Source organism: Paracidovorax konjaci (genome assembly GCF_900112675.1).
GTDB lineage: Bacteria > Pseudomonadota > Gammaproteobacteria > Burkholderiales > Burkholderiaceae_C > Paracidovorax > Paracidovorax konjaci.
Genome location: NZ_FOMQ01000014.1, coordinates 64,129 through 84,772, shown reverse-complemented (window position 1 = coordinate 84,772; position 20,644 = coordinate 64,129). Strand labels below are relative to the sequence as shown.

The 20,644-nt window shown below is 67.2% G+C and carries 25 protein-coding genes; 22 read left to right on the top strand and 3 right to left on the bottom strand.

The features are described from left to right. The first annotated feature begins 565 nt into the window (after positions 1-565). Entirely contained in the window at positions 566-691 is a 126-nt protein-coding gene (locus tag BM144_RS23645; protein WP_281246097.1) for a hypothetical protein, read from the top strand. A 6-nt stretch (positions 692-697) separates the two neighbouring features. Here the strand turns inward: BM144_RS23645 and BM144_RS18410 are convergent, their stop codons facing one another. Genes BM144_RS18410 through BM144_RS18400 form a run of 3 tightly spaced genes read right to left on the bottom strand, consistent with a single transcriptional unit; the run spans position 698 to position 4,138 of the window. Then, positions 698-1,138 carry a hypothetical protein gene (locus tag BM144_RS18410; RefSeq protein WP_092955683.1) on the bottom strand — a complete coding sequence of 147 codons (441 nt, stop codon included), beginning with the start codon at positions 1,136-1,138 and terminating at the stop codon, positions 698-700. Positions 1,139-1,184: 46 nt separating this feature from the next. Continuing rightward, positions 1,185-2,258: a phage portal protein gene (locus BM144_RS18405; RefSeq protein WP_092955681.1), complete on the bottom strand. Its 1,074-nt coding sequence runs from the start codon at positions 2,256-2,258 to the stop codon at positions 1,185-1,187. Positions 2,259-2,260: 2 nt separating this feature from the next. Beyond that, positions 2,261-4,138 (bottom strand): terminase large subunit domain-containing protein, encoded by a 1,878-nt coding sequence (locus BM144_RS18400; protein WP_092955678.1) that lies wholly within the window; start codon positions 4,136-4,138, stop codon positions 2,261-2,263. 142 nt (positions 4,139-4,280) lie between these two features. On the opposite strand from BM144_RS18400, the gene BM144_RS18395 reads away from it, so the two are divergent. The 21 genes from BM144_RS18395 (at position 4,281) to BM144_RS18295 (ending at position 20,622) form a co-directional block, all read left to right on the top strand. Further along, entirely contained in the window at positions 4,281-5,096 is an 816-nt protein-coding gene (locus tag BM144_RS18395) for a GPO family capsid scaffolding protein (protein WP_092955675.1), read from the top strand. 59 nt (positions 5,097-5,155) lie between these two features. Beyond that, entirely contained in the window at positions 5,156-6,166 is a 1,011-nt protein-coding gene (locus BM144_RS18390; protein WP_092955672.1) for a phage major capsid protein, P2 family, read from the top strand. Between the two features lie 118 nt (positions 6,167-6,284). Next, positions 6,285-6,965, top strand: a complete 681-nt coding sequence (gene gpM, locus BM144_RS18385; protein ID WP_245783720.1) for a phage terminase small subunit — start codon at positions 6,285-6,287, stop codon at positions 6,963-6,965. 113 nt (positions 6,966-7,078) lie between these two features. Continuing rightward, a complete protein-coding gene (locus tag BM144_RS18380) occupies positions 7,079-7,561 on the top strand; it encodes a head completion/stabilization protein (protein WP_175526067.1) in 483 nt (160 codons plus the stop codon). Between the two features lie 23 nt (positions 7,562-7,584). Further along, entirely contained in the window at positions 7,585-7,779 is a 195-nt protein-coding gene (locus BM144_RS18375; protein ID WP_434802681.1) for a tail protein X, read from the top strand. A gap of 57 nt (positions 7,780-7,836) precedes the next feature. Then, positions 7,837-8,148 carry a hypothetical protein gene (locus BM144_RS18370; protein ID WP_245783719.1) on the top strand — a complete coding sequence of 104 codons (312 nt, stop codon included), beginning with the start codon at positions 7,837-7,839 and terminating at the stop codon, positions 8,146-8,148. Beyond that, positions 8,148-8,780 carry a glycoside hydrolase family protein gene (locus tag BM144_RS18365; RefSeq protein WP_092955656.1) on the top strand — a complete coding sequence of 211 codons (633 nt, stop codon included), beginning with the start codon at positions 8,148-8,150 and terminating at the stop codon, positions 8,778-8,780. Before BM144_RS18370 ends, BM144_RS18365 begins: the two co-directional genes overlap by 1 nt. Continuing rightward, the gene (locus tag BM144_RS18360) at positions 8,777-9,313 is read left to right on the top strand and encodes a DUF2514 family protein (RefSeq protein ID WP_092955814.1); all 537 of its coding nucleotides are present in this window, start codon (positions 8,777-8,779) and stop codon (positions 9,311-9,313) included. Before BM144_RS18365 ends, BM144_RS18360 begins: the two co-directional genes overlap by 4 nt. A gap of 2 nt (positions 9,314-9,315) precedes the next feature. After that, entirely contained in the window at positions 9,316-9,825 is a 510-nt protein-coding gene (locus BM144_RS18355) for a phage tail protein (RefSeq protein WP_175526066.1), read from the top strand. Positions 9,826-9,828: 3 nt separating this feature from the next. Next, complete coding sequence (locus BM144_RS18350; RefSeq protein ID WP_092955650.1) at positions 9,829-10,299, top strand: phage virion morphogenesis protein; 471 nt, start codon at positions 9,829-9,831, stop codon at positions 10,297-10,299. 74 nt (positions 10,300-10,373) lie between these two features. Further along, on the top strand, positions 10,374-10,970 hold the full coding sequence (locus tag BM144_RS18345) for a phage baseplate assembly protein V (RefSeq protein ID WP_092955647.1): 597 nt from the start codon (positions 10,374-10,376) through the stop codon (positions 10,968-10,970). Next, positions 10,967-11,332, top strand: a complete 366-nt coding sequence (locus tag BM144_RS18340) for a GPW/gp25 family protein (RefSeq protein ID WP_353615080.1) — start codon at positions 10,967-10,969, stop codon at positions 11,330-11,332. Before BM144_RS18345 ends, BM144_RS18340 begins: the two co-directional genes overlap by 4 nt. Next, the gene (locus BM144_RS18335; protein WP_092955644.1) at positions 11,329-12,180 is read left to right on the top strand and encodes a baseplate J/gp47 family protein; all 852 of its coding nucleotides are present in this window, start codon (positions 11,329-11,331) and stop codon (positions 12,178-12,180) included. Before BM144_RS18340 ends, BM144_RS18335 begins: the two co-directional genes overlap by 4 nt. Then, on the top strand, positions 12,180-13,112 hold the full coding sequence (locus tag BM144_RS18330; RefSeq protein WP_092955641.1) for a phage tail protein: 933 nt from the start codon (positions 12,180-12,182) through the stop codon (positions 13,110-13,112). The genes BM144_RS18335 and BM144_RS18330 overlap by 1 nt, the downstream gene beginning before the upstream one ends. Positions 13,113-13,115: 3 nt before the next feature. Beyond that, positions 13,116-13,607, top strand: coding sequence for a BW3TFN family phage tail fiber component (locus BM144_RS18325; protein WP_092955638.1), 492 nt, complete (start codon positions 13,116-13,118; stop codon positions 13,605-13,607). A 9-nt stretch (positions 13,608-13,616) separates the two neighbouring features. Next, positions 13,617-16,877 (top strand): DUF4815 domain-containing protein, encoded by a 3,261-nt coding sequence (locus tag BM144_RS18320; RefSeq protein ID WP_092955635.1) that lies wholly within the window; start codon positions 13,617-13,619, stop codon positions 16,875-16,877. A gap of 10 nt (positions 16,878-16,887) precedes the next feature. After that, positions 16,888-17,370: an RHS repeat domain-containing protein gene (locus tag BM144_RS18315; protein ID WP_092955632.1), complete on the top strand. Its 483-nt coding sequence runs from the start codon at positions 16,888-16,890 to the stop codon at positions 17,368-17,370. Further along, positions 17,367-18,242: a hypothetical protein gene (locus BM144_RS18310; protein ID WP_139225772.1), complete on the top strand. Its 876-nt coding sequence runs from the start codon at positions 17,367-17,369 to the stop codon at positions 18,240-18,242. The genes BM144_RS18315 and BM144_RS18310 overlap by 4 nt, the downstream gene beginning before the upstream one ends. A 13-nt stretch (positions 18,243-18,255) precedes the next feature. Then, on the top strand, positions 18,256-18,564 hold the full coding sequence (locus BM144_RS18305; protein ID WP_139225771.1) for a hypothetical protein: 309 nt from the start codon (positions 18,256-18,258) through the stop codon (positions 18,562-18,564). Next, a complete protein-coding gene (locus BM144_RS18300) occupies positions 18,561-19,274 on the top strand; it encodes a GDSL-type esterase/lipase family protein (protein ID WP_245783718.1) in 714 nt (237 codons plus the stop codon). Before BM144_RS18305 ends, BM144_RS18300 begins: the two co-directional genes overlap by 4 nt. A gap of 151 nt (positions 19,275-19,425) precedes the next feature. Then, positions 19,426-20,622, top strand: a complete 1,197-nt coding sequence (locus BM144_RS18295) for a phage tail sheath subtilisin-like domain-containing protein (RefSeq protein WP_092955624.1) — start codon at positions 19,426-19,428, stop codon at positions 20,620-20,622. Positions 20,623-20,644 lie beyond the last annotated feature (22 nt).

Here is a 20,644-nt window from a genome sequence, read left to right as displayed (position 1 = left end):
AACACGTTGTTTTGTAAGGGGCCTATCCAAGGGAAAGACGTAAAAAAAGCGCCTGATGGGCGCTTGATTTTTGTGGAGTGGCGGAGACTGTGAGAGCCGTAGGATGAGGAAATACGGGCCTTGGAGCGATTTTCTTGGTATCTATGGGCCCACCTATGGGCCAACGGATTTAGGGGCCTTGGCGGTGGCATGAAGGGGCGTGGAGAGGGTTTTTCAATGCCTGCAGAGCACGGGTGCGAGAAAACGACGAATCCCGACAGATTCCGACAGGATAAAGAGCGATGAAATCGGGCGGCAGGCCGCGCCGGGCCTTGCGGGGCGCCGGGTCGGCACCACCGACGAAATCGACACATCAAGCGAGCGGGCGCGGCGGGGTCTCGACCGCGCGCCGAGGGTCGAACCCGCCCCTACCGGGCAGGGGGTGGGAGCGGGTCAGGGGGCATCGAAGGGGTGCGCGAAGGCCCCCAGGAAGGCCGTAGAGGGACGATCGGAGGCATGGCGGGGGCCGGAGGGGTGCGCGATCCTTGGAGCCCTGGAGGGACGGGCCAGCCGAGGGCGAGAGGGCATGTCTGCAATCGAAAGCGCTTGCATCAGCCGGCGCACGGCGCTCGCGTGCTCTGCGCTCTCCGCCGGGCTCGGAGAGTGGGCGCCGATGGTGGCCGAAGAGAACACGCCCAGCGAGCCCGGATAGGAGGCGTCACAGCCTGCCGGTGTAGCGGGCCCGAAGCCATCCATCCAGCGGCATCAACGCCGCGCGCGTGGCTTCAGCGGTCGGGCCGCACAGCCAATCCTGCGGCCAGCACTGCAGGCGCCCGGCGTCCCACTGCTGCCCGCGCAGCAGGAATACCCCATCCCGATCCGTGACACGGGCCGCGCCGATCCGAAACAGCGGGAACGTCAAAGCGTCCTGGCCTGTCTGGTCGCTCGAAAGATTGGCGCTCCACTCCTGAGTGCCCGTGGTCTGGCAGATGAGCCACCCCGCGCACGCATAGCGCTCCCACACCAGCGAGGCCGGCATGTAGACGCCGCAGAATCGCAGCTGCGCAACATGACAGTGCCAAGCGGTCGCCGCGGTGTCGGCCAGGCGGGCGGCGCTGCCGGGCGCGGAGTCGGATCGGAGAATGGCAGGCGGTTCCATGCCCGCAGGGTAGCGCGCCCGCCAGGGCGTGCACGCAGGATGGGGCCTACGCGGCCTGGGCAGCCTGCAGCAGGTACGGCCGGAACCGGCACACCTCCTGCCCTGCCCAGGTGTTTATCGCGTGTGCCATGGCCGCCTGCAGCGGCTCGATTTCGTTCCGTGCAAAGACCGTCGCCGCTTTCTCCACGTCGCCGAACCCGCCCACGTTGTTGGGCAGCATGCCCATCAGCTGCGGCGGCACGCGGTGGGCGGCCAGCACGTCATCGCGGGTGGTGTGCTTGATGTTCAGAAAGTCATCCTTCGCCGCCACTTCGCTGATGGGGATAAGCTGGATGCCTTCCTTCTTTCCGCCCGGCGCGTAGTAGAAGAGATTGCGGAAATTCCCCGCGCCCTTGGTCTTGGTCAACTGCTCGCGCATCTTGTCGATGTCGCCCTGGGACTGCGCCGCATCGGTCACGTACAGAATGAAGCCCGCGTGGCTGCCGTTGTTGTAGTACCGGCGCCGGAACAGCGTCGCCGATTCGTTGAGCATGGCGGACTGCAATGCGCCGAGGTACGGCGGCAGGCCATACACCTCCTGATGGATGTCCTGTTCGCGTAGCTGCAGCACCTCGCCCCGCGGAAATTCGTGCGGGCTCTGCAGATCGGTGACGAAAAAGAAGCGGTCCAGATCGACGCCCCGGCGCACGTACTTGCCCAGCGCGTGCCGCAGCTCCAGCAAGCCGCCGAGGGCGTTCCGGCGCCGCTCCAGGTAGCCATTGCCCAGCACCAGGAAATCCAGCGCGAAGCCGCGGAAGGCCGCGGCGCTGAGCCACTGCGAAGGCTCCAGCGTGCTGGACAGCACGTTGCATTTGAAGCGCAGCGCCGATTCATGGTGCGCGCCCACGCGCAGGAGCCGCGCGAGGGCGGCAAGGGACACGGGCGGCTCGTACCACTCGCCAGACTGCATGCACTCCGCGTACTCCAGCAGCGCCGACCGGCCACCTATGACGGGCTCGGGCTCGCCCAGGTCGAAGGTAAAGGACTGGGACTGTGGAGGCGCGGATGTGACCACCGCAGGCGCAGGGGTTGCAGGTGCGTGGAATGCCCGCGGGGCGGACCGGCGTTGTCGTTTCGTCATAGTCATTCGGAGATTTCGAGGAAGGACGTGCCCTGCACGTTGGCCAGGCCGGTGCCGGCATCGAGCGGTTCATTCGAGATGGCATTCATGGCCGCCCACGCCAGATCGGAATGGCCGGTGTCCTGGCTGCGACCCGCGGCGTAAGTCACGCTGCGACCGCTCGCCGTCAGCTCCCTCTTGATCGCCATGAAGCTGCTGGCCAGGTCGCGATTGCCGGAGTCGAATTCGAGCCGGCCCGCGTTGATGACTTGCTGCGCCTTGAGCACCAGCATGGTCTTGCTGTCCACGCTGTAGTTGATGCCGCGAACTGCAGGAAAAAATTTCTGCACCAGTTGGAACACTCCCTGCCCGATGCCGGTGGTATCCACCGTGATGGCAGCTACGTTGTAGCGGCTGGTGATGTCCTTGATGGCGCGAGCCTGGGCGTCGAAGTCCATCCCCTGGAACTGCTGGGTGTGCAGCACGCGAAGCGGCCCGCCAGGCTTCACAGGTGGAGCGACTACCACCAGGCCGGCGCGGTCGCCAGTGTGCGAAGGGTCGTATCCGATCCAGACGGGCTGCCAGCCGAACGGGCGCTGCACAAAGGGTTTGAAATCCTTCCACACTTCCCAGCTGTCCACCATGCAGCGCTGCATGGCCGTGAGGGGGAAGACCGAAAACGAGTCATCCACGAACCCGCACATGTAGAGGTTGTCGAACACCTCTTCCGACTTGCGCCGGCGCAGGTCTTCTATGTCGAACAGGTCGCAGCCGCCTCGCTCCGCGTCCAACACCGTCACGATCTGACGCCAGGCCGCATCTGCCCCCTTCGCACCGTGCTGCAGGTGCGAATGGCTCACGTCGATTTCCACGGGCCTGCGCAGGTGCTTGCCTGTCCAGAATTCGTACGCCTCGTGCTGCACGCTCGACGGCGTAGAAAAGTAGGTCATGCGCCACTGCTTGTGCGACGCCATGCCGCTGGCCACGTCATTCAGCGTGGCAAACCCGTTCGTCCAGAAAAACTCATCGAAATACAGGTTGCCGTGGTACCCCTGGGCGGTCTTCGAATTCGTGCCAAGGAAGCGCAGCTCCGCACCGTTCGACAGGATGAGGGGATCGCCCTTCAACTCAATGCCGCAAACGTCCCATGCGAAACGCAAAATGTAGTTCCGGAACAGGTATGCCTGCGCCTTGCTGGCCGATAGGAAAATCTGGTTGCGGCCGGTCTTGAGCGCGTCCACCAGCGCTTCGCGCGCGAAGTACCAGGTTGCACCGATCTGCCGGGATTTCAGGATGATCCGCGTGCGCTCCATGGCGGCTTCCCACCATGTGCGCTGGTAGTCGAATATCGAATCCAGAAACGCTTCGCAGACCTTCTCCACCTGCTCTTCGGTGAAGTGGTTCTTCTGCGGCTTCTTCTTCGGCCCGGCGTTGCGCGATTCGATCGCGGGATTCAGATCCGCCTCGCGACCGCTCTGAGAATACTTGCCGATGCGCGCCAGCCGCTCCAGCTGACGCCCGAGTAGGTCGATTTCTTTGTAGTCGCCGCCGGTCTTCACGTCCTTCGCAATCAGCGTCACCATGCGGGCTTCCAGGGCGGCTTCCACGCGCTGCGATGAAGGCGCGTCGGCCCACCCCTCGGTCTTGTGCCACCCGTGCAGAGTGCCGCGCGGCACTCCCAGCTGCTCGGCGATATGCGACAACTTCCAGCCCATCCAGAAAAGCGCCCGGGCCTCGCGCCGCTTTCCCGCGCCACCGTCAACAGGGCTGCACTCCCCGTGGCGGAGGCCACCCACTGGAATGCACGCGCTCGACCCAGGGGAAGCGTCCACCTGATCGGCCGCTCGCTTCGTGCGACGGCTCGAGGCGCTGGTGGTGGGCGTGGCTGCTGCTTCGGTCATGCCTGGGCAGTGTGTTTCGCGCGCGCGCGGAAAGCACGCGCGGCGAAGTGTGCTTCGCCCCCCCACAGCGCGCGCAAATTGCGCCGCAAGGCCCGGGTGCGGAACATAGGCAACAGATCAACTTCACCGCACCGAGCCGCACATGCCCAGCAAATTCTTCCGCGTGGCAACCGAGGGGGCCACCACCGACGGCCGCGAAATCCAGCGCAGCTGGATCGAGCAAATGGCCAAGAACTACAAGCCCGCGACGTACAGCGCCCGCGTGTGGCTGGAGCACATCCGCGGCGTCACCGCGGACAGCGCCTTCGCCGCGCTGGGCGACGTGCTGGCGCTGGAGGCGCGCACGGTGGAAGACGGCAAGCTCGCGCTGTTCGCGCAGATCGAGGCGCTCCCGTCCCTCGTCGCCATGAACAAAGCGAAGCAGAAACTGTTCTCCAGCATCGAGGTGGACCCGAACTTCGCGAAGACCGGCGAGGCATACATGACGGGCCTGGCCGTCACCGACAGCCCGGCGAGCCTGGGCACCGAGGTACTGAAGTTCGCGGCCGGCAACCCAGCCGGCAACCCCTTCGCAGGAAAGAAGCACAGCGACGGCTCGCTGTTCTCGGCCGCAGTCGAAACGGACCTGGGCCTGGAAGGCGAAGCGGAGAGCATCGCGTCCGGATTGCTGGCGAAGTTCACCGACATGCTGGGCGAGCTGCGCACCGCCATCGTTCCCAAGCCGGCACCGACGCCGGAGAAACCCGAGGCTTTCGCCACGCGGGCGCTCGAAGTGCTCGGCGCCGCTGACGCTGCTATCCAGCAGCAGGGGCGCGAACTGGCGGCAGAGCGCGCCGCCCGCGAGAAGCTGCAGGGCGATTTTTCCGCGCTGAAGGAAAACCTGAGCCGCCAGGACGGCAACCCGTCGCAGCGACCCAGCGCCACCGGAACGGACGCATCCATGAAGGCGGACTGCTGACGGATCGACCGCGTACCCAGCACCCCATCGCCACTACGCACCAAAGATCAAGGAAGACCATGAACAACGCAACCCGAATCCTGTTCAATGCCTACATGGCGGACCAGGCGAACCTGAACGGAGTGCCCAGCGTCGGCGAGAAATTCGCCGTGGCACCCACGATTCAGCAGCGGCTGGAAAGCCGCATCAAGGAAAACAGCGACTTCCTCAAGTCCATCAACATCGTGCCAGTTGATGAGATGCAGGGCGAGAAGCTGGGCCTGGGCACCGATGGCCCTGTGGCAAGCCGCACCGACACCAACCAGAAGGACCGCGAAACCCGCGACGTGGCGGCGCTGGACGGCCGCGGGTACGAGTGCAAGAAGACCGATTACGACACGCACGTGAAGTACGCGAAGCTCGACATGTGGGCGAAGTTCCCGGACTTCCAGTTGCGCATGGCTCGTGCCATCCAGCGGCAATGCGCACTCGATCGAATCATGATCGGCTTCAACGGCGTGCAGGCCGCAGCCAACACCAACCGCGCAACGGCGCCGCTGCTGCAGGACGTGAACAAGGGCTGGCTGCAGAACCTGCGCGAGCAGGCCGCCGCGCGCGTCATGGCGTCCGGCAAGACCGAGGGCAAGGTGGCTGTGGGGGCGAACGGGGACTACAAGACGCTCGACGGCCTCGTGTACGACGCCTACAAATCGCTGCTCGACCCTTGGCATGCCGAGGCAGGCGACATCGTGGCCATAGTCGGCCGAGGGCTGATGCACGACAAGTTGTTCCCGCTGGTTGATGGCCAGAAGGCGCCCAGCGAGGTGCTGGCCGCCGACATCGTGCGCAGCCAGACGCGCCTTGGGAGCCTGCCGGCGATTACCGTGCCCTACGTGCCGGAACACTCCGTGCTCATCACCAGCCTGGACAACCTGTCCATCTACTACCAAGCCGGCGCGCGCCGCCGCGCCGTCATCGACAACCCGAAGCGCGACCGCATCGAAACCTTCGAAAGCAGCAATGACGCCTTCGTGATCGAAGACCTGGGCAAGGCCTGCTTGGTCGAAAACATCGAGATCGTGGCTTCCTGAACCACAGCACCACCGGCCGCAAATAGCTGCTCTAAAAAAGGGGCCGCTATTTGCAGGCAACAGCCCGCCACATCCACAGGAAACGTACATGCGACAGACCCCGGCACAACGCCACCGAATGCACCACCTCGCCCTGCAGCAGGCCGCGCTGGCCGAGTCCGGCAACGTCCATGGCCAGACCGTGGGCACTGCCTACGAACTGCACCTGGCGCAGCTGCACCAGCACCGGCTGGCGCTGAAAGACATGCACAGCGTGGAACGCAAGATCGAAGCGAAGCGCACCATGCTGCCGGCCTATGACGCCTATCTGGACGGCGTGCTGGAAGCGCGGCCGGGCACGCAGGACGACGTGCTGGCCACGCTGCTGGTGTGGCACATCGACGCGGGCAACTACGAACGCGGCCTGCAGCTCGCCGACTACGCCATGACCAGCGGCATCAAGCCGCCGGACCAATACAACCGGAACCTGCCCACCATCGTGCAGGACGAAATCGCCGAAGCGATCCTGGCGGGCAAGAAGCAAGGCCCGGCGGCGATCCTGCTGGCGGCCCAGGCCATTGCCCTGACCGAGGCGGCAGACACGCCCGACCAGGCAAAGAGCAAGCTGTACAAGGCGGCCGGCTGGGCGGTGCTGGGCAAGACCGGCACGCACGACGTGGACATGAAAACGCGGCCCCTCAAGACGTGCAAGGAAGCGCTGCCGCTGCTGCAGCGCGCCATGGAGCTGGACCCCCGGGCCGGCGTGAAAAAAGACATCGAGCGGCTGGACCGTCGCCTGGCAGGGAAAGACCAGGACTAGGCACCAGCCGCTGCAAACCGAGCGTACCCCCGCACCGTGGCGGCCCCAGGGCCGAAGCATGCATGCATCGCCGCAGGCCCTGGGCCACCGCCACACCTATTCCGGAAGCCACCATGTCCTTTATCGCCACCGCCAACCCTCCCGCCCGCGGCGTCGAACCGGCCGTGGCCAACGATGGATGGTTTCCCGACATCGACCGCGAGCAGCTGCGCGCAGACATCCGCCTGGATGGCACCTCCACCATTGAGCGCCTGCAGCTGGCCCTGGAAGCCGCCATGGCAACGGTGAACGCGGAACTCCAGACATGGGCCGCCGAGCAGCGCGCGGCGGGCCACGCCAGCCTGGCAGAGGTGCCCGCCCCGCATATCGGGCGCAAGAGCATCAAGGTGATGCAGTACCGATCTGCCATCTATGCGCACGTGCAGGCGGCGCTGGCCGAGGCCTACCGCGACATGGACACGCTGCCGCAGGGCGACGGCAAAGGCGCCCGCGTGATGGCAGCCCTGGAAGGCCGCGTGGAAGGGTTCCAGCAGCAGCTGCGCTGGGCCATCGCTGACGTGCAGAGCCGGCCGCGTGTCATCGCGGAATTGCTATGAGCCAGGCGCGCGACGGAATCACCGTGCGAGCCGCCGCACACGACACGCTCGACGCACTGGCGTGGCGCCGGCTCGGCGCCACTGCCGGCAACGTCGAAGCCACCCTGGCCGCGAATCCGGGATTGGCCCGGTCCGCCGCCGACCTTGCCGAGGGCCAGGCCGTGCGCCTCGTCCAAGCACCAGAGCCCACCCGGGCCCTCGTGAAGCTGTGGGACTGACCACCAGAAAACCATGAAATCGAGGGATACACCGTAATGGACCGAGCAGATATCAGCATGCCAATCGTGAAGGCGGGCAGCGCACTAGCCGCGGCCGCAGCCGCCAAGGCTGACGTGGTGGAGCAGTTCACGCAAACGGCCACAGCCAGCTACAGCCCGTCCTGGGCAACCGTCAATGCAATCCCGTGGGGGACCATCGCGTCAATCATGGCCGTGATCTACACCCTTCTGCTGATTGCCGAATGGCTGTGGAAGCGGGTGGTCCGGCCCATAGCAGAGCGCCGCCGCTGGGTGAAGCCGCGCAAGCGCTGGATCATCACGCTGGATGAGCTGCAAGAGCAGCAAGACACCGACCGGGCTCCGCTGTGATGCCGTCGCGCGTACCGCCTCAACTCGCGAGCCGCCTCGCCGCGCTGGTGCTGCTGGCCGGCCTGGGCGGAGGTGCCTACGTCGCCGAGCAGGAAACGGACGAAGCCCTGCGCGATGAATACGTGCTCGCCGTGGCCGCGGATGCCATCACGTCCCCGGCCGTCAAGATCGCCATGGTCATGGGGGCGCACTACGAATCGAGCGGGCGCCACATAGGCACCCCGTACATCGACCGAAACGGGCGAGGGCAGCCACTCACCGTGTGCAACGGCGTCACCGGTGCGGGTGTGGTGGCCGGCCGGTACTACACGCCCGCCGACTGCTACCGGCTGGAGCGGGCACGGTACATCGTCGCCGAGCGCGAGGCGGCGGGGCTGCTGCCCCAGTGGTCCAGGTATGACCCCTTCGTCCGGGCCACGTTCGTGGACTTCACGTGGAATAAGGGGGCGCAAGCCCTGGCGGGCAGCACGATGCGCGCGAAGGCGAACCGCGGCGACTTGCCGGGCGCATGCATGGAGAACCCGCGCTGGAACCGCGGAACCGTGCGCGGTGCATCCGTCGTGCTGCCTGGCCTGCAGCTGCGCGGTGAATCCAACGAAGAGATATGCATGAACTGGAGGGTGAGCCCGTGATTGCACAGATCAAGGCATACGCCTGGCAGATCGCCGCCCTGGGCCTTGCCGGCCTGCTGCTGTGGCAGACGCTGCGCCTTGCCAACGCCGAAGTGGACGCAGCACGCGCCCACGCTGACCTGCAGACCGAGCGCGCCGCAGCCGACCGCGCAGCCCTCGAGAAATCCGAACGCATCCGCGAACTGGAAGGAGCCAACCGTGCAGAACTCAACACCTCGCGCGCCCAGGGCGCGGCGGAACTCGCGAGCGCTCGCGCTGATGCTGGCGCTGCCATCGCTGCTCGCGACCGGATGCGCAGCGACCTCGCCGCCTTCATCGTCGCCCACCGTCAAGCTGCCCAGGATCGAGCCGCTTCCGGAAGCCGCCAGGCAGACGGCAACGCCCTCGATCTGCTCGCCGACATGCTCCGCCGCGCTGACGACAGAGCGGGAGAGCTGGCGGCAGTTGCTGACGACGCCCGCGCCCGCGGCAAGGGATGCGAGCGCGAGCACGACAGCGCCCGCAAGATGATCGACGCAGCCCGGAGCGAGTAGCCATGTGGAAGCTGTCCAGCCTGCGCCGTGTCATCGAGGCCGCGGTACCCGACCTGGCGCGTGATCCTGAGCGCCTCATCGTGATGGCCACCGAAGGCGCCACCGTCTCCACGCTGGCCGGCGGCCTATCCTTCGTGTACCAATACACGGCAGCCATCACGGTGCTGGACTACACCGGCCACACGGACGCGCTGTTCGTCCCCATACTGGCCTGGGCCCGCGTCCACCAATCCGAACTGCTGGACAACCCGAACGCCCAGCGAGTCGAATTCACCGTGGAACACCTCAACGACGCCGCCGTGGACATCGGAATTCGCGTGCCGCTGACCGAGCGCGCCATCGTCAAGGCAGACCCAGGCCACCCTACCCGCTTCAACGTCACCCACCCGGCCGAGCCCTGCCACCCTGGCGGCCAGTGCCTGCCCGAGCACTGGGAACTGTGGCTGAAGGACGCGAAGCTGGCGGAATGGGACATCCCCATGCCGCCGGAGCAGTCGCGCTTCGCGCTGTAGCCCATGGCCGACCTGTCAGCGCTCGAGACCTGGGCCGGCGACATCCTGGCCAAGCTGGAGCCCGTGCAGCGCAGCCGGCTGCTTGTGGACGTAGCGCGCCGCCTGCGCACCGCCAATGCGCAGCGCATGCGCGCGCAGCAAGACCCGGACGGGACAGCGTGGGAGCCGCGCAAGCCGCCTGGGCCGGCTCTGCGAAGCCAACGCGAGCGCGTGCGCCAGGCGGCGAAGCAGCGGCAACCCATGATGGCCAAGCTGCGCCAGGTGCGGAACCTCAAGGCCAAGGGCGAAGCCGGCACCGCCGTCGTGGAGTTCGCCGGCCGTGCAGAGCGCATTGCCCGCGTCCACCACTTCGGCGAAGTGGACGCCGTGAAGCCCGGCGGGCCACGCTACCAATACCCCGCCCGCCCGCTGCTCGGCATCACTGAGAGCGACCTGCAGACCGTCCGCGACGTGGTGCTGCGCTACCTCGCGTAGCCGCAGAAATGTGACCACGCCCCCCACAGCAGCCGCTGCTGGCTTCCGCGCGCGCGCGGCAGCAACATGTCGGCATGCCATACGACACGCCGCCGCAAGACAGCCCGCAGGAGGCTATCCGCCGGCTTGAAAACCTCGCGCGTGTCGGCACCGTTGTGGCGGTGCGATACACCGCCCCGGCACGCTGCCGCGTGCGGCTCGGGGACAACACCACCGACTGGCTGCCCTGGCTTGCAGGGCGGGCCGCCGGCAAGCGCGGCAGCCGCTGGTGGCCACCCGAAGCCGGAGAGCAATGCCTTGTGATCGCACCCGGCGGAGATCTCGCCCAGGGCGTCGTGCTGCTCGGCGAATACAGCGACGCCATGCCCGCGCCAGCCGATGAAGCGGGCGTGGACCGCACCCAGTGGAGCGAAGACGCCTTCGCCGAATACCGCCGCCAGCAGCTGACCATCCACACTGAGAAAGCCATCGTCTTGGAGGCCGGCGACGGCTGCCGCATCGCCATGGAGCCGGGCGGCATCACGCTGCAGGTGGGCGGTGCCGTGCTGCACATCGGGCCCGAGGGAATCACCAGCACCGTGGACATCGTGGCGCAGGACGTGAGCGCCGTTCACCACCTCCACGGCGGCGTGCGCCGTGGCGCCGACGAAACTGCGGAGCCGCTGCGATGATGGACCGCAACACCGGGCGGCGTTTGACCGCGTTGCAGCACCTGCAGCAGAGCATTACCACCATCCTGGCCACGCCCATCGGCAGCCGCGTGATGCGTCGCGAGTTCGGGAGCCTCGTGCCCGCCCTCATCGACAAGCCGCTCAACGCCGATACGCAAACGCGCGTGTTCGCGGCCAGCGTCTCGGCGCTCATGCGCTGGGAACCGCGCCTGCGCATCGACAAAATGGAACTGCAGCGCGACGCAGAGCGCCCCGGCCGAGCGCACCTACACATCACCGGCAGCTACGTGAGCAGCTACGGGCGCGATCCGGCGCCGATCGCGCTGTCCGTGCCGCTCACCGGCCAGGGGGCGCGCGAATGATCGACCTGCAGGCCCTCCCCGCGCCCAGCGTGGTGGAAGCACTTTCATATGAAGAGATCCTGGCCGCCGCCAAAGCCGACTTCGCCGAGCGCATCCGCCCGCACCTGCCGGCTGTGGACGACATCCTCGCGCTGGAGTCCGACCCGGTTGTGATGCTGCTGCAGGCTCACGCATTCCGCGAGCTGCTGATTCGCGCCCGCATCAACGACGCCGCCCGGGCCCACCTGCTGGCGTTCGCAACCGGCGGCGACCTCGACCAGCTCGCCGCGCTGTTCGGCGTGGCCCGCATGGCAGGGGAAGCGGATGACAGACTGCGGGAGCGCCTGCAGCGCCGCATCGCCGCTCTCGGCGCCCAGGGCACCGCTGAGCACTACGAATACCACGCCATGTCGGCTTCTCCGCTGGTGCGCACCGCCCGCGCCAGCCAGGACGAACCCGGCTCTGTGGTGCTCATGCTGTGGATCTCCGAGCAGGCACAGGCCGAGCCCGCCCGAACCGCCGTCGCGCAGGCCATCGAAGCGCGCGGCGTGCGCATCCTCGGCGTGCCGGTGGATGTGCAGGTGGCTGTGCCCCGCGCGATCGACATCACCGCGCGCATCGTGCGCACCCGCAGTGCGCCGGCCGACCTGTTGCCCCAGCTGCGCGCCCGGCTGGCCGCCGCCGTCGCCGGAATCGACGCGCTGGCCGGCAGCGTCGCGCGCTCTTACATCACCACCGTGCTACACGTCAGCGGCGTGCACGCGGTCGAATACCCGGACCCGACCACGCCCGCAGAACTCACGCCGCTCGCCGTGGGCGAATTCCCCGCCCTCGGCATCGTGCAGCTCATCGACGGAGGAATGGCGTAATGGCTATGCCGCGCACCGTCCTGCCCTCGGGCTCCACCACGCTGGAAGTGGTGCTGGACACCACGTTTCCGCGTGGCTGGGGAGCGCTCGCCGATGCCGCAGAGCCGACCGCCACCGGCCGCAACGCGGCCATGCGTCCGTGGCTGGCCCAGCAGTGGCAGGTGGCACAGTTCGCCCCGTATTTCGACACTGTGGACGCGCTGCTCGAAGAGGCTGTGCCCTGGCTCATGGAGCGCGGGACGGCGGCCGGCGCCGAGCGCGCGCTACGCTGGATCGGATTCGCCGCCGCGCGAGTCGAAGAAGACGGCCCCTACCTCCACATCCACCCGGAGCGCCTGCCCACGCCCGAGGCCGTGCGCCAGATCGTGCACGTGGTGCGCGCATCCATGCCGGCCCATGTCGCGCTGTACCGCATCGTGCACGGCCTCGATCTGCGCCCCGTCGTGCTCGACGCGGGCCCGCCGCTGGACACGGGCCTGCTCGATGGCTATTCCGGCGTGTTCGACCCCGAGCACGGCGTGGTGCTGTCGTTCGGCCGCGCCCGCGCCGCGACCACCACAGCACCGATGCAGGCTGCGCCAGCAGGCCGGCGAACGAACCGGCGCATGGACATATCGCGCTATGACGATCAGCCGGTACTGGACACCTGGCGCCTGGACTCCCGGCTGCTCCAGGTCGTGGCGGGCGGTTTGCGGAAGCAACGGTCCAACACCACCAGCGCGCCGCCGCTGGGTGCCGGCACGTTCCGGCGCAGGCCCGTGCGCAGCGCGGTCGCGCCGGCCGCGCTCACGGTGGCACCCACCGCCGCAGCTCGCCGCCTGCGCGTGTCGCTGGCGCCTGTGCCGGTCAGCCCGCCGCGGCGCTGGGGCGGCCCGTGGGGCGGCCCTTGGCGCACACCCATCTACTTCATCAACCGATTCCGGAAGGATTGACCCATGGCCGTTTTGCAGGACGTTGGGCGTATCAAGGTCGCCCGCCTCGTCGCCACCCAGCCCATCTACCTTGCCTGGGGCCGCGGGCGCCCAGCGTGGGACGCGGCGGGCCCTGAACCCGAGACAACCAAGCACACGGGCCTCATCAGCGAAATCGGCCGGACCATCGCCACCTCCGTGCAGTACGCGGTGCCCGACGATGCGGGCCCCATAGAGCTGCCGGACCGCAGCCGGTACGCCATCAGCGCGGCCCCCACACAGTGGCTCTACGTGCGCTGGGATTTCTCCTACGACGACGCCGCTGGCGAAACCGTGCGCGAGCTGGGCGTCTTCCTCGGCGGCACCGTCGCAGCAGGCCTCCCTGCGGGCCAGCGCTACTTCCCGGCGGCACAGGTCACATCGCCCGGCGATCTCTACACGATGGAGCACCTGGCCGAGCCGTTCAAGCGCGCCGGAAACACCCTGGAAGGCCAGGACTTCATCCTTCCTTTCTGACCTCGCACCATGACCATCTACGAAGATTTCGACGAGACGAAGAACCACGAATCTGTGCTGTTCGAAGCGGACCGGGTGATCCAGTCACGGGAGCTGATCGACGCGCAGGCGATCCTGGCCCATCGGATCAAGGGCATTGCCGACGGCATCTACGCCAACGGCGACGTGGTGCGCGATGCCCGGCTGACGGTCAACCCCCTGACGGGCGCGGCGGAGGCGGAAAGCGGCGCCATCTACCTGCAGGGCGCTGTGCGCGGCGTGCCGCCCGCGTCGTTCGTGATGCCCATCCAGGGCACCGTGGCCGTAGGCGTCTACCTCCGCACCCGCATCGTCACGGCGGCGGAAGACCCATCGCTCCTGAACCCAGCCAAAGGCACGCCCAGCTACCGGAAGCCCGGCGCCTCGCGCCGCGAAGTCAGCACCGCCTGGGGGTTCCAGGGAGATGGCCAGCCCGGCACGTTCTTCGGCGTGTACGTCGTGGAGGATGGTGTGCTGCGCGCGAAGGCCGCGCCCCCGCACCTCTCCGCCATCACACGCGCGATCGAGGACTACGACGTGGCCAGCACCGGCGGCGGCTCTTACATCGTCGAGGGCCTGCAGGTGGCCATGGCGCCTGACCTCGCTACCGGCGAACAGGTCTACACCGTCGCCGAGGGCGCCGCGCGCGTGGCTGGCCGCAGCCGCATCTTCCAGGCCGGCCGCCGTATCGTGACACTCGCCACGCCCGAGCTGTTCGACGTGGACAGCGAACCTCACCTGTCCACCACGGAAGGTCCGCAGCGCATCAACCTCGGCCGCCCGCCTTGCAAGGGCGTGCCTGAATTCCGCATCACCGCACGCCGCACCGTCACGATCGTGCACGGCGGCTTCGCGGGCGTGGCCGACGTGCTCCCCGATGCCAGCGTGATTTCCATCGAGAGCGTGAAGCAGAGCGGCACCACCTTCGCGAAGGACGCGGACTACCGCCTCACCGCCGGGCAAGTGGACTGGAGCCCGCAGGGCGCCGAGCCCGCGCCGGGTTCGTCCTACCAAGTGACCTACCTCTACATGCGGCGGGCAGAGCCCACCGCCGTGGATTCGCGCGGCGCGACGGTCGAAGGCGCGATCAAGGATTCCACGATCCTGACCAGCTACAAGCAGCAGCTGCGCCGCGTGGACCGCCTGTGCATCGACCGCGAAGGCGCGTTCGTGTGGCTGCGCGGTGTCTCCAGCGCCTGGACTCCGACGCCCCCGCAAGTGCCTGACGACATGCTCGCCCTCGCAAGCGTTTTTCAGACGTGGGACGATGGCAGGCAAGTCGTGAGCGACGGCGTAAAGATCCAATCCCCGCACCGTGTCGCAGCCCAGGAACGCCGCCTGGACGCTGTGCTGCTCGACCTCGCCGAACTGCGCCTGGCCACGAACGCGCAGGGGATGGATTCCGGCGTAAAAAAAGGCCTCATCGCAGACCCTTTCATGTCCGACCGGCAGCGCGACGCGGGCATTGCGCAGACCGCCGCCGCCGTGAACGGCGCGCTGCAGCTGCCCATCACCACCACCGTGCACCAGCTCGGCACGGCGCTGCCCGAGCGCATCGCCATTGAGCATGTGCACCGCGTGGTACTGGAGCAGACGTGGCGGACCGGATCGCGGGCCGTGAACCCGTATCAGGCGTTCGACCCCGTGCCCGCCGCCGTCACGCTGGTGCCGAACGTGGACCGTTGGACGACGGTCGAGACGGTGTGGAAATCCGCCATCACCGAACGCCTCTACACGGGCGCCGGCAGTGTCAGCGCGCTGACGGCGACCGCAGCCGCTGTGCGCGTGCTGTCCGAAGAATCCCGGCCGCTGGAATACCTCCGCACCACCACCGTACGGTTCGACCTCGCGGGCTGGGGGCCCGGCGAAGCCCTCGCGTCGGTCACTTTCGACGGCATCGCCGTAACGGCCCAGCCGATCGAAGGCGGCGCCCTCACGGCCGACGCCGCCGGAAAGCTGTCCGGCACATTCGTCGTGCCGGAGAAGGTCGCGGCCGGCGCCAAAGCAGTGGTGTTCCGCGGGCCGCTCGGCAGCCGCGGCTCGCAGACGTACTACGGACAGGGCACCAACGTGCTGCGGGCACAGCAGAACGTCGTCACCGAAACCTATGCCCGGTGGGACGTGCCCGTGTACACGCCCATCAGCACCAGCGGCGGCGCGGTGTGGGGGCCATCCAGCAGCGGTTCCACACCGCCGCAGAACACATCGGCATGCGCGAAATGGCTGTATGAGGGGTATTTCGACCCCTCGGCCCAATCGTTCGTGCTCGACGAAGACACCCAATGCAGCGGCGTGCGCCTGCTCTTCACTGCCGCAGGCGGGACGGTAACGGTGCAAATCCGCGAAGCCTCGGCGGGCGTCCCGCTCCCTGCCGTCGTCGCCGAGGCGCGCGTGCCGAAGGCAGGCATCCAGATCGGCACATCGACCACCATCGCGTGGACCCCGGCGCTTTTACGCGCGGGCCGCGAATACTGCATCGTCACGCTCTGCGACGACGCCCAAACGGCAATCGCAGTGGCGGAGCTGGGCAAGCAAGACCCCGAACGCGGCTATGTCGTCGCGCAGCCTTACCAAGTCGGCGTGTTCTCCACCTCGTCCAACAACAGCGCATGGACCGTGCACCAGGACGTAGACCAGTGGTTCCAGCTGCTGGCCGCGAGCTACACGGCCACCGAGCGCGTGGTAGACCTCGGCACGGCCGACGTAGTGGCCGCCACCGACTTGATGGTGTTGGGCTTCGCGGAACGTCCTTCCGCAGCCTCGGGCGTGGTGTTCGAAGTCGAGTTCCCGGAGGCAATGAAGAGCGAGGTGGTGCGCCTGAACGACGGGCAAATCGTGTGGCTCGCCGCCCCGTTCACGGGCCGCCTCAAGGTGCGCGCACGCATCACCGGGGACGCACGACTCGCCGCGGTGCTTCAGAACGGCGTGCAGCTCATCGCCGGCCACATCGAGGAAACGGCCACCTACGTCTCACGCACCGTGGCCGCCACCGGAGCGAGCCGCCTGCGCGTGGTTTATGAAGGCGACATCCCCGGCGGCGCGGCGGTGCAGGTGCACGCCCAGGCCGCATACGACGGCGCGCCGTGGGTGTTGGTGCCATACCTCTCGGCCTCGACCTCCACGCAGGGCGTGCGCGAAATCACCTGCGAGCTGTCGGGCTTGCAGGCCGCGGCAGTGCGTGTGCGGCTGACTCTCACCGGCAGCACTACGGCCCGCCCCTACGTCCGCAACCTGCGCGGCGCCACACTCTGAAAGGCTGACCATGCAGACCATCATGGGCCAGCCCATCGACGAGCGCACCGACAGCCTACAGCTGCCCATGCCGCACCTGTCGAACTGGCAAGAAGACGACCTGCAGCGCTTGCGCACCGCCCTGCAGATGATCGACACGGCCATGCAGCTGATGGCCCTGGACATGGACTCCCGGGACCATGACCTGTCCAAGCGCGCCGGAAAGCTTGAAGCACGAGCTGGGGCGATTGAAGCTCGGGCCGCGCTGCTGGAATACGCCGCAGGACGGCCCAGCGCCGTCGCATACGGCTACGACAGTCAGGGCCGCGTCAGCAGCATTACGCAGACCGTGGCAGGCGCGCAGCGTGCCACCGTGCTGACCTACGACGCCCAGGGCCGCGTGGCCACGTCAACTTACCCGGTCGCTGGCGGCGCCATGCGCACCGATACATACAACTACGACGCGGCCACGGGCCGGGTGGCCAGCGTCACGTCTACGGAGACAAATCCATGAGCCTTGACCCAGTAATCCTTGCAGAACTGCTGCGCGGCGGCCCACCGATGTGGGTGAGTGGCCGCGCTTACCCGGCGGGTGTGGAGGCGCGCAGCCCGGCGAACTGGCAGAGATATGTGCGAATCAACGCTGGCGCAGGTGCAACCGACCCCAGCATCGATGATGTGAACTGGCTGCTTTGGTCGAAAAGAATCGAAGACGCTGTTGCTGTGACGAACACAGCGGTCGGTCAGGTGAACACTTCGGTGGGCAACGTCTCCGCAGCGGTTACCCAACTTTCGGGGAAGGTGGATGCCATAAGCCGGGTCTGGACTGCTGCCGCATCCGTGGCGCAGGGCGCACTCGTCGCAAGCCCGGCCGACAAAGAGATCTACCGGCGCGCCGCAGCCACTGGCACCAGCGCAACGGACCCCGCAGACGACACCACGAACTACTTCGCCCACAGCTACCAGCGCACCACGTCATTGCCAACCGGCTATCTGGTGCCAACCAATTACCCAGATCAAGTGCGGGGGATCACAAAGACCGCGCAAACGAACATCGCGCAGGCAACGCGCATGCAAGTGCTGTCGGTCACTGGCAGGGGCCAACTGTTGCACATCGGAAATTTTCGCAGCGTCAGCGGAACGGGCGGATCGCGGATGGAAATTTGGGTGGACGGACGAAAGGTCTATGAGTGGGAAGCCGTGGGCGCAGTGAACTACTACGCAGCCCACCTGGGCAGTGTCTACAAGGTGGGGGATGACGTTGTGGTAGCGCCAGGAACGCCCGTGGTCTTTCGCCGCTCCCTTGCGGTATGGCTCACGCCCACGTACTCGCCTTGGGTCGGGACCAACGACTACGTGGGCCACTCTTTCCGCACGGAGGCATGATATGGAAGACGGAATGATCGAATACCAGATCGGCGGCGCCACCGTGCGCGCATTTCCAGAACTGCCAGGTGTTCAAGAGGCGCAATCGAGGCGCATCAGCGTGGGTGCGTTCTACGACCGATTCGGCGCGGCGAAGTGGGCGATCTTGGCCGACGAGTCACCACGGGTGCGGGCCGTTGTGCGCGATGCCAGCGTGCGCGCGTTCATCGACCTGGGCAATCCCGAACTGCCAGCGGGCCTGGCCATCCTGCAGGACGCTGGGCACGACATCGACCCAGTGGCCATCATCAGCCAGCCGGTGCGCGCGGAGGAAATGCCATGAACTGGCTGCAGCATCTCTTCCTCCTGCCCGTGCTCTTCGCGTCCGTGCTGCTTGCGCTCGCAGCATGCGGAGGTGGCGGTGGCGGTGGCGATGGCGATGAGGCTGGCGCAAAGCCGGTGAGCGTGGACCTGTTCGGCGACAGCATCATGCGCGGCCCGGGCATCGCCACGCCCTTGTCTGCAGCGCTGCGCACGCTTCGCCCGGGCTGGACCGTGGAAGACCACAGCGCGAACGGCTTGGTGCTTGCGGACATGATTGCCGGCTACGCCGAGCCGTGGCCAGGCGCGCCGGCCGATGCCTACCCGCTCGGGCCTCAGCCGCCATTCGCCGACGTGCGCCGCTCTGCCTGTGTGGTGGTGCTGGCCGCGGGCCTGAACGATGCGCTCGAAATGCGCACGCCAGAGCAGTTCGGGACGGATCTGCGCGAAGCCATCCGCATCGTGCAGGCGGAGGGCCGCACGCCAGTGCTCACGGGCTTGGTGGATCTACCTGCGGCGGACTTCTTCACGGCAGAGCGTGTGCAGCGTCGCCGCGAGCTGGACGCGGTGACGCTGGCCATCGCGGGAGAGCTGAACCTGCAGCACGCAGGGTGGGGCCAGGACTACCAGGGCCCGCAGGATGTATTCGACAACGTGCACCGCACCCAGGCCGCGAGCGACCGGCTGGCGGCCCGCCTTGCCAGCGCCATCGAGCGCGCGGCCTGCACCTGACAACAAGCACCGCCCTCCAGCATTGAAGGCCCGCCGGCCCACGCCGTGTGGGCCTTTCGTTTTCTAGCTGCCGCAGCCACAGCGGCGCCGGCTGGCAATCGCGCGAGCCCGGCGGCACATTGGAGCCATCACGTTTCTAGGTCTCCACTCCATGGCCATCGCAGATTTCCACCACGGCGTGCGCGTCACCGAAGTGACCGAGGGCACCAACACCCTGCGCCTCGTTTCCACCGCCATCATCGGGCTGGTGGCCACCGCCAACGACGCGGACCCCGCAGCCTTCCCGCTGAATAAGCCCGTGCTGTTCACGAGCATCGGCAAGGCGCAGGCCAAGGCCGGAACCAAAGGCACGCTCTCCACCGCGCTGGCCGCCATCGCCGATCAGGCCCGGCCCGTGCTGGTCATCGTGCGTGTTGCCGATGGTGTAGGAGCGACCGAAGCCGAAAAGGAAGCGGACCAAACCAGCAAGGTAGTGGGCGACTACGTGGGCGGAACGCGCACCGGCATTCAGGCGCTGCTGGCGGCGGGACAGCAGTTGGGCGTCAAGCCGCGCATCCTGGGCGCGCCGGGCCTCGACAACAAGCCAGTAGCCGAAGCCCTCACGGCGGTGGCGGAGAAGCTGCGCGCCATGGCCTACGTGTACGCCCACGGCGCGGAAGACGTGAGCGAGGCCCTGGCATACGCCGAGGGCTTCGGCAAGCGAGAAACGATGGTGCTGTGGCCCAACTTCACCCAGTGGAGCACCGCGGAAAAGAAGGTGGTGGAGGTTCCGGCCGTCGCTCACGCCCTCGGCCTGCGCGCTGCCATCGACCAGACCCAGGGCTGGCACAAGAGCCTGTCCAATGTCCCGGTCAACGGCCCCACGGGCATCAGCAAGGATGTCTTCTTCGACCTGCAGAACCCGGCCAGCGATGCAACCCTGCTCAACGAAGGCAACGTCACCACGCTGATCCGCAAGAACGGATTCCGCTTTTGGGGAAACCGCACCTGCAGCGCCATCGAGCAGTTTTCCTTCGAAACGGCGACGCGCACCGCGCACGTGCTCGCCGACACCATGGCCGAGGGTCACTTCGAATTCGTTGACAAGCCGCTAACGCCCGCGCTGGTGAAAGACATCCTCGAAGGCCAAAACGCGCGCTTCCGCTCGCTCAAGGCCGGCGGCTACATCCTCGACGGCGGCGCCTGGATCGACTACGAGGTGAACACAACGGAAACCCTCAAGTCCGGAAAGCTCATCATCGATTACGACTACACGGCGCTGCCCCCGCTGGAAGACCTGGGCTTCGTGCAGCGCATCACGGATCGCTACTACGCCGACTGGGCCGTCCGCGTCGCCGCCGGCAATTGAACCCGGCACCACCTGACCACAC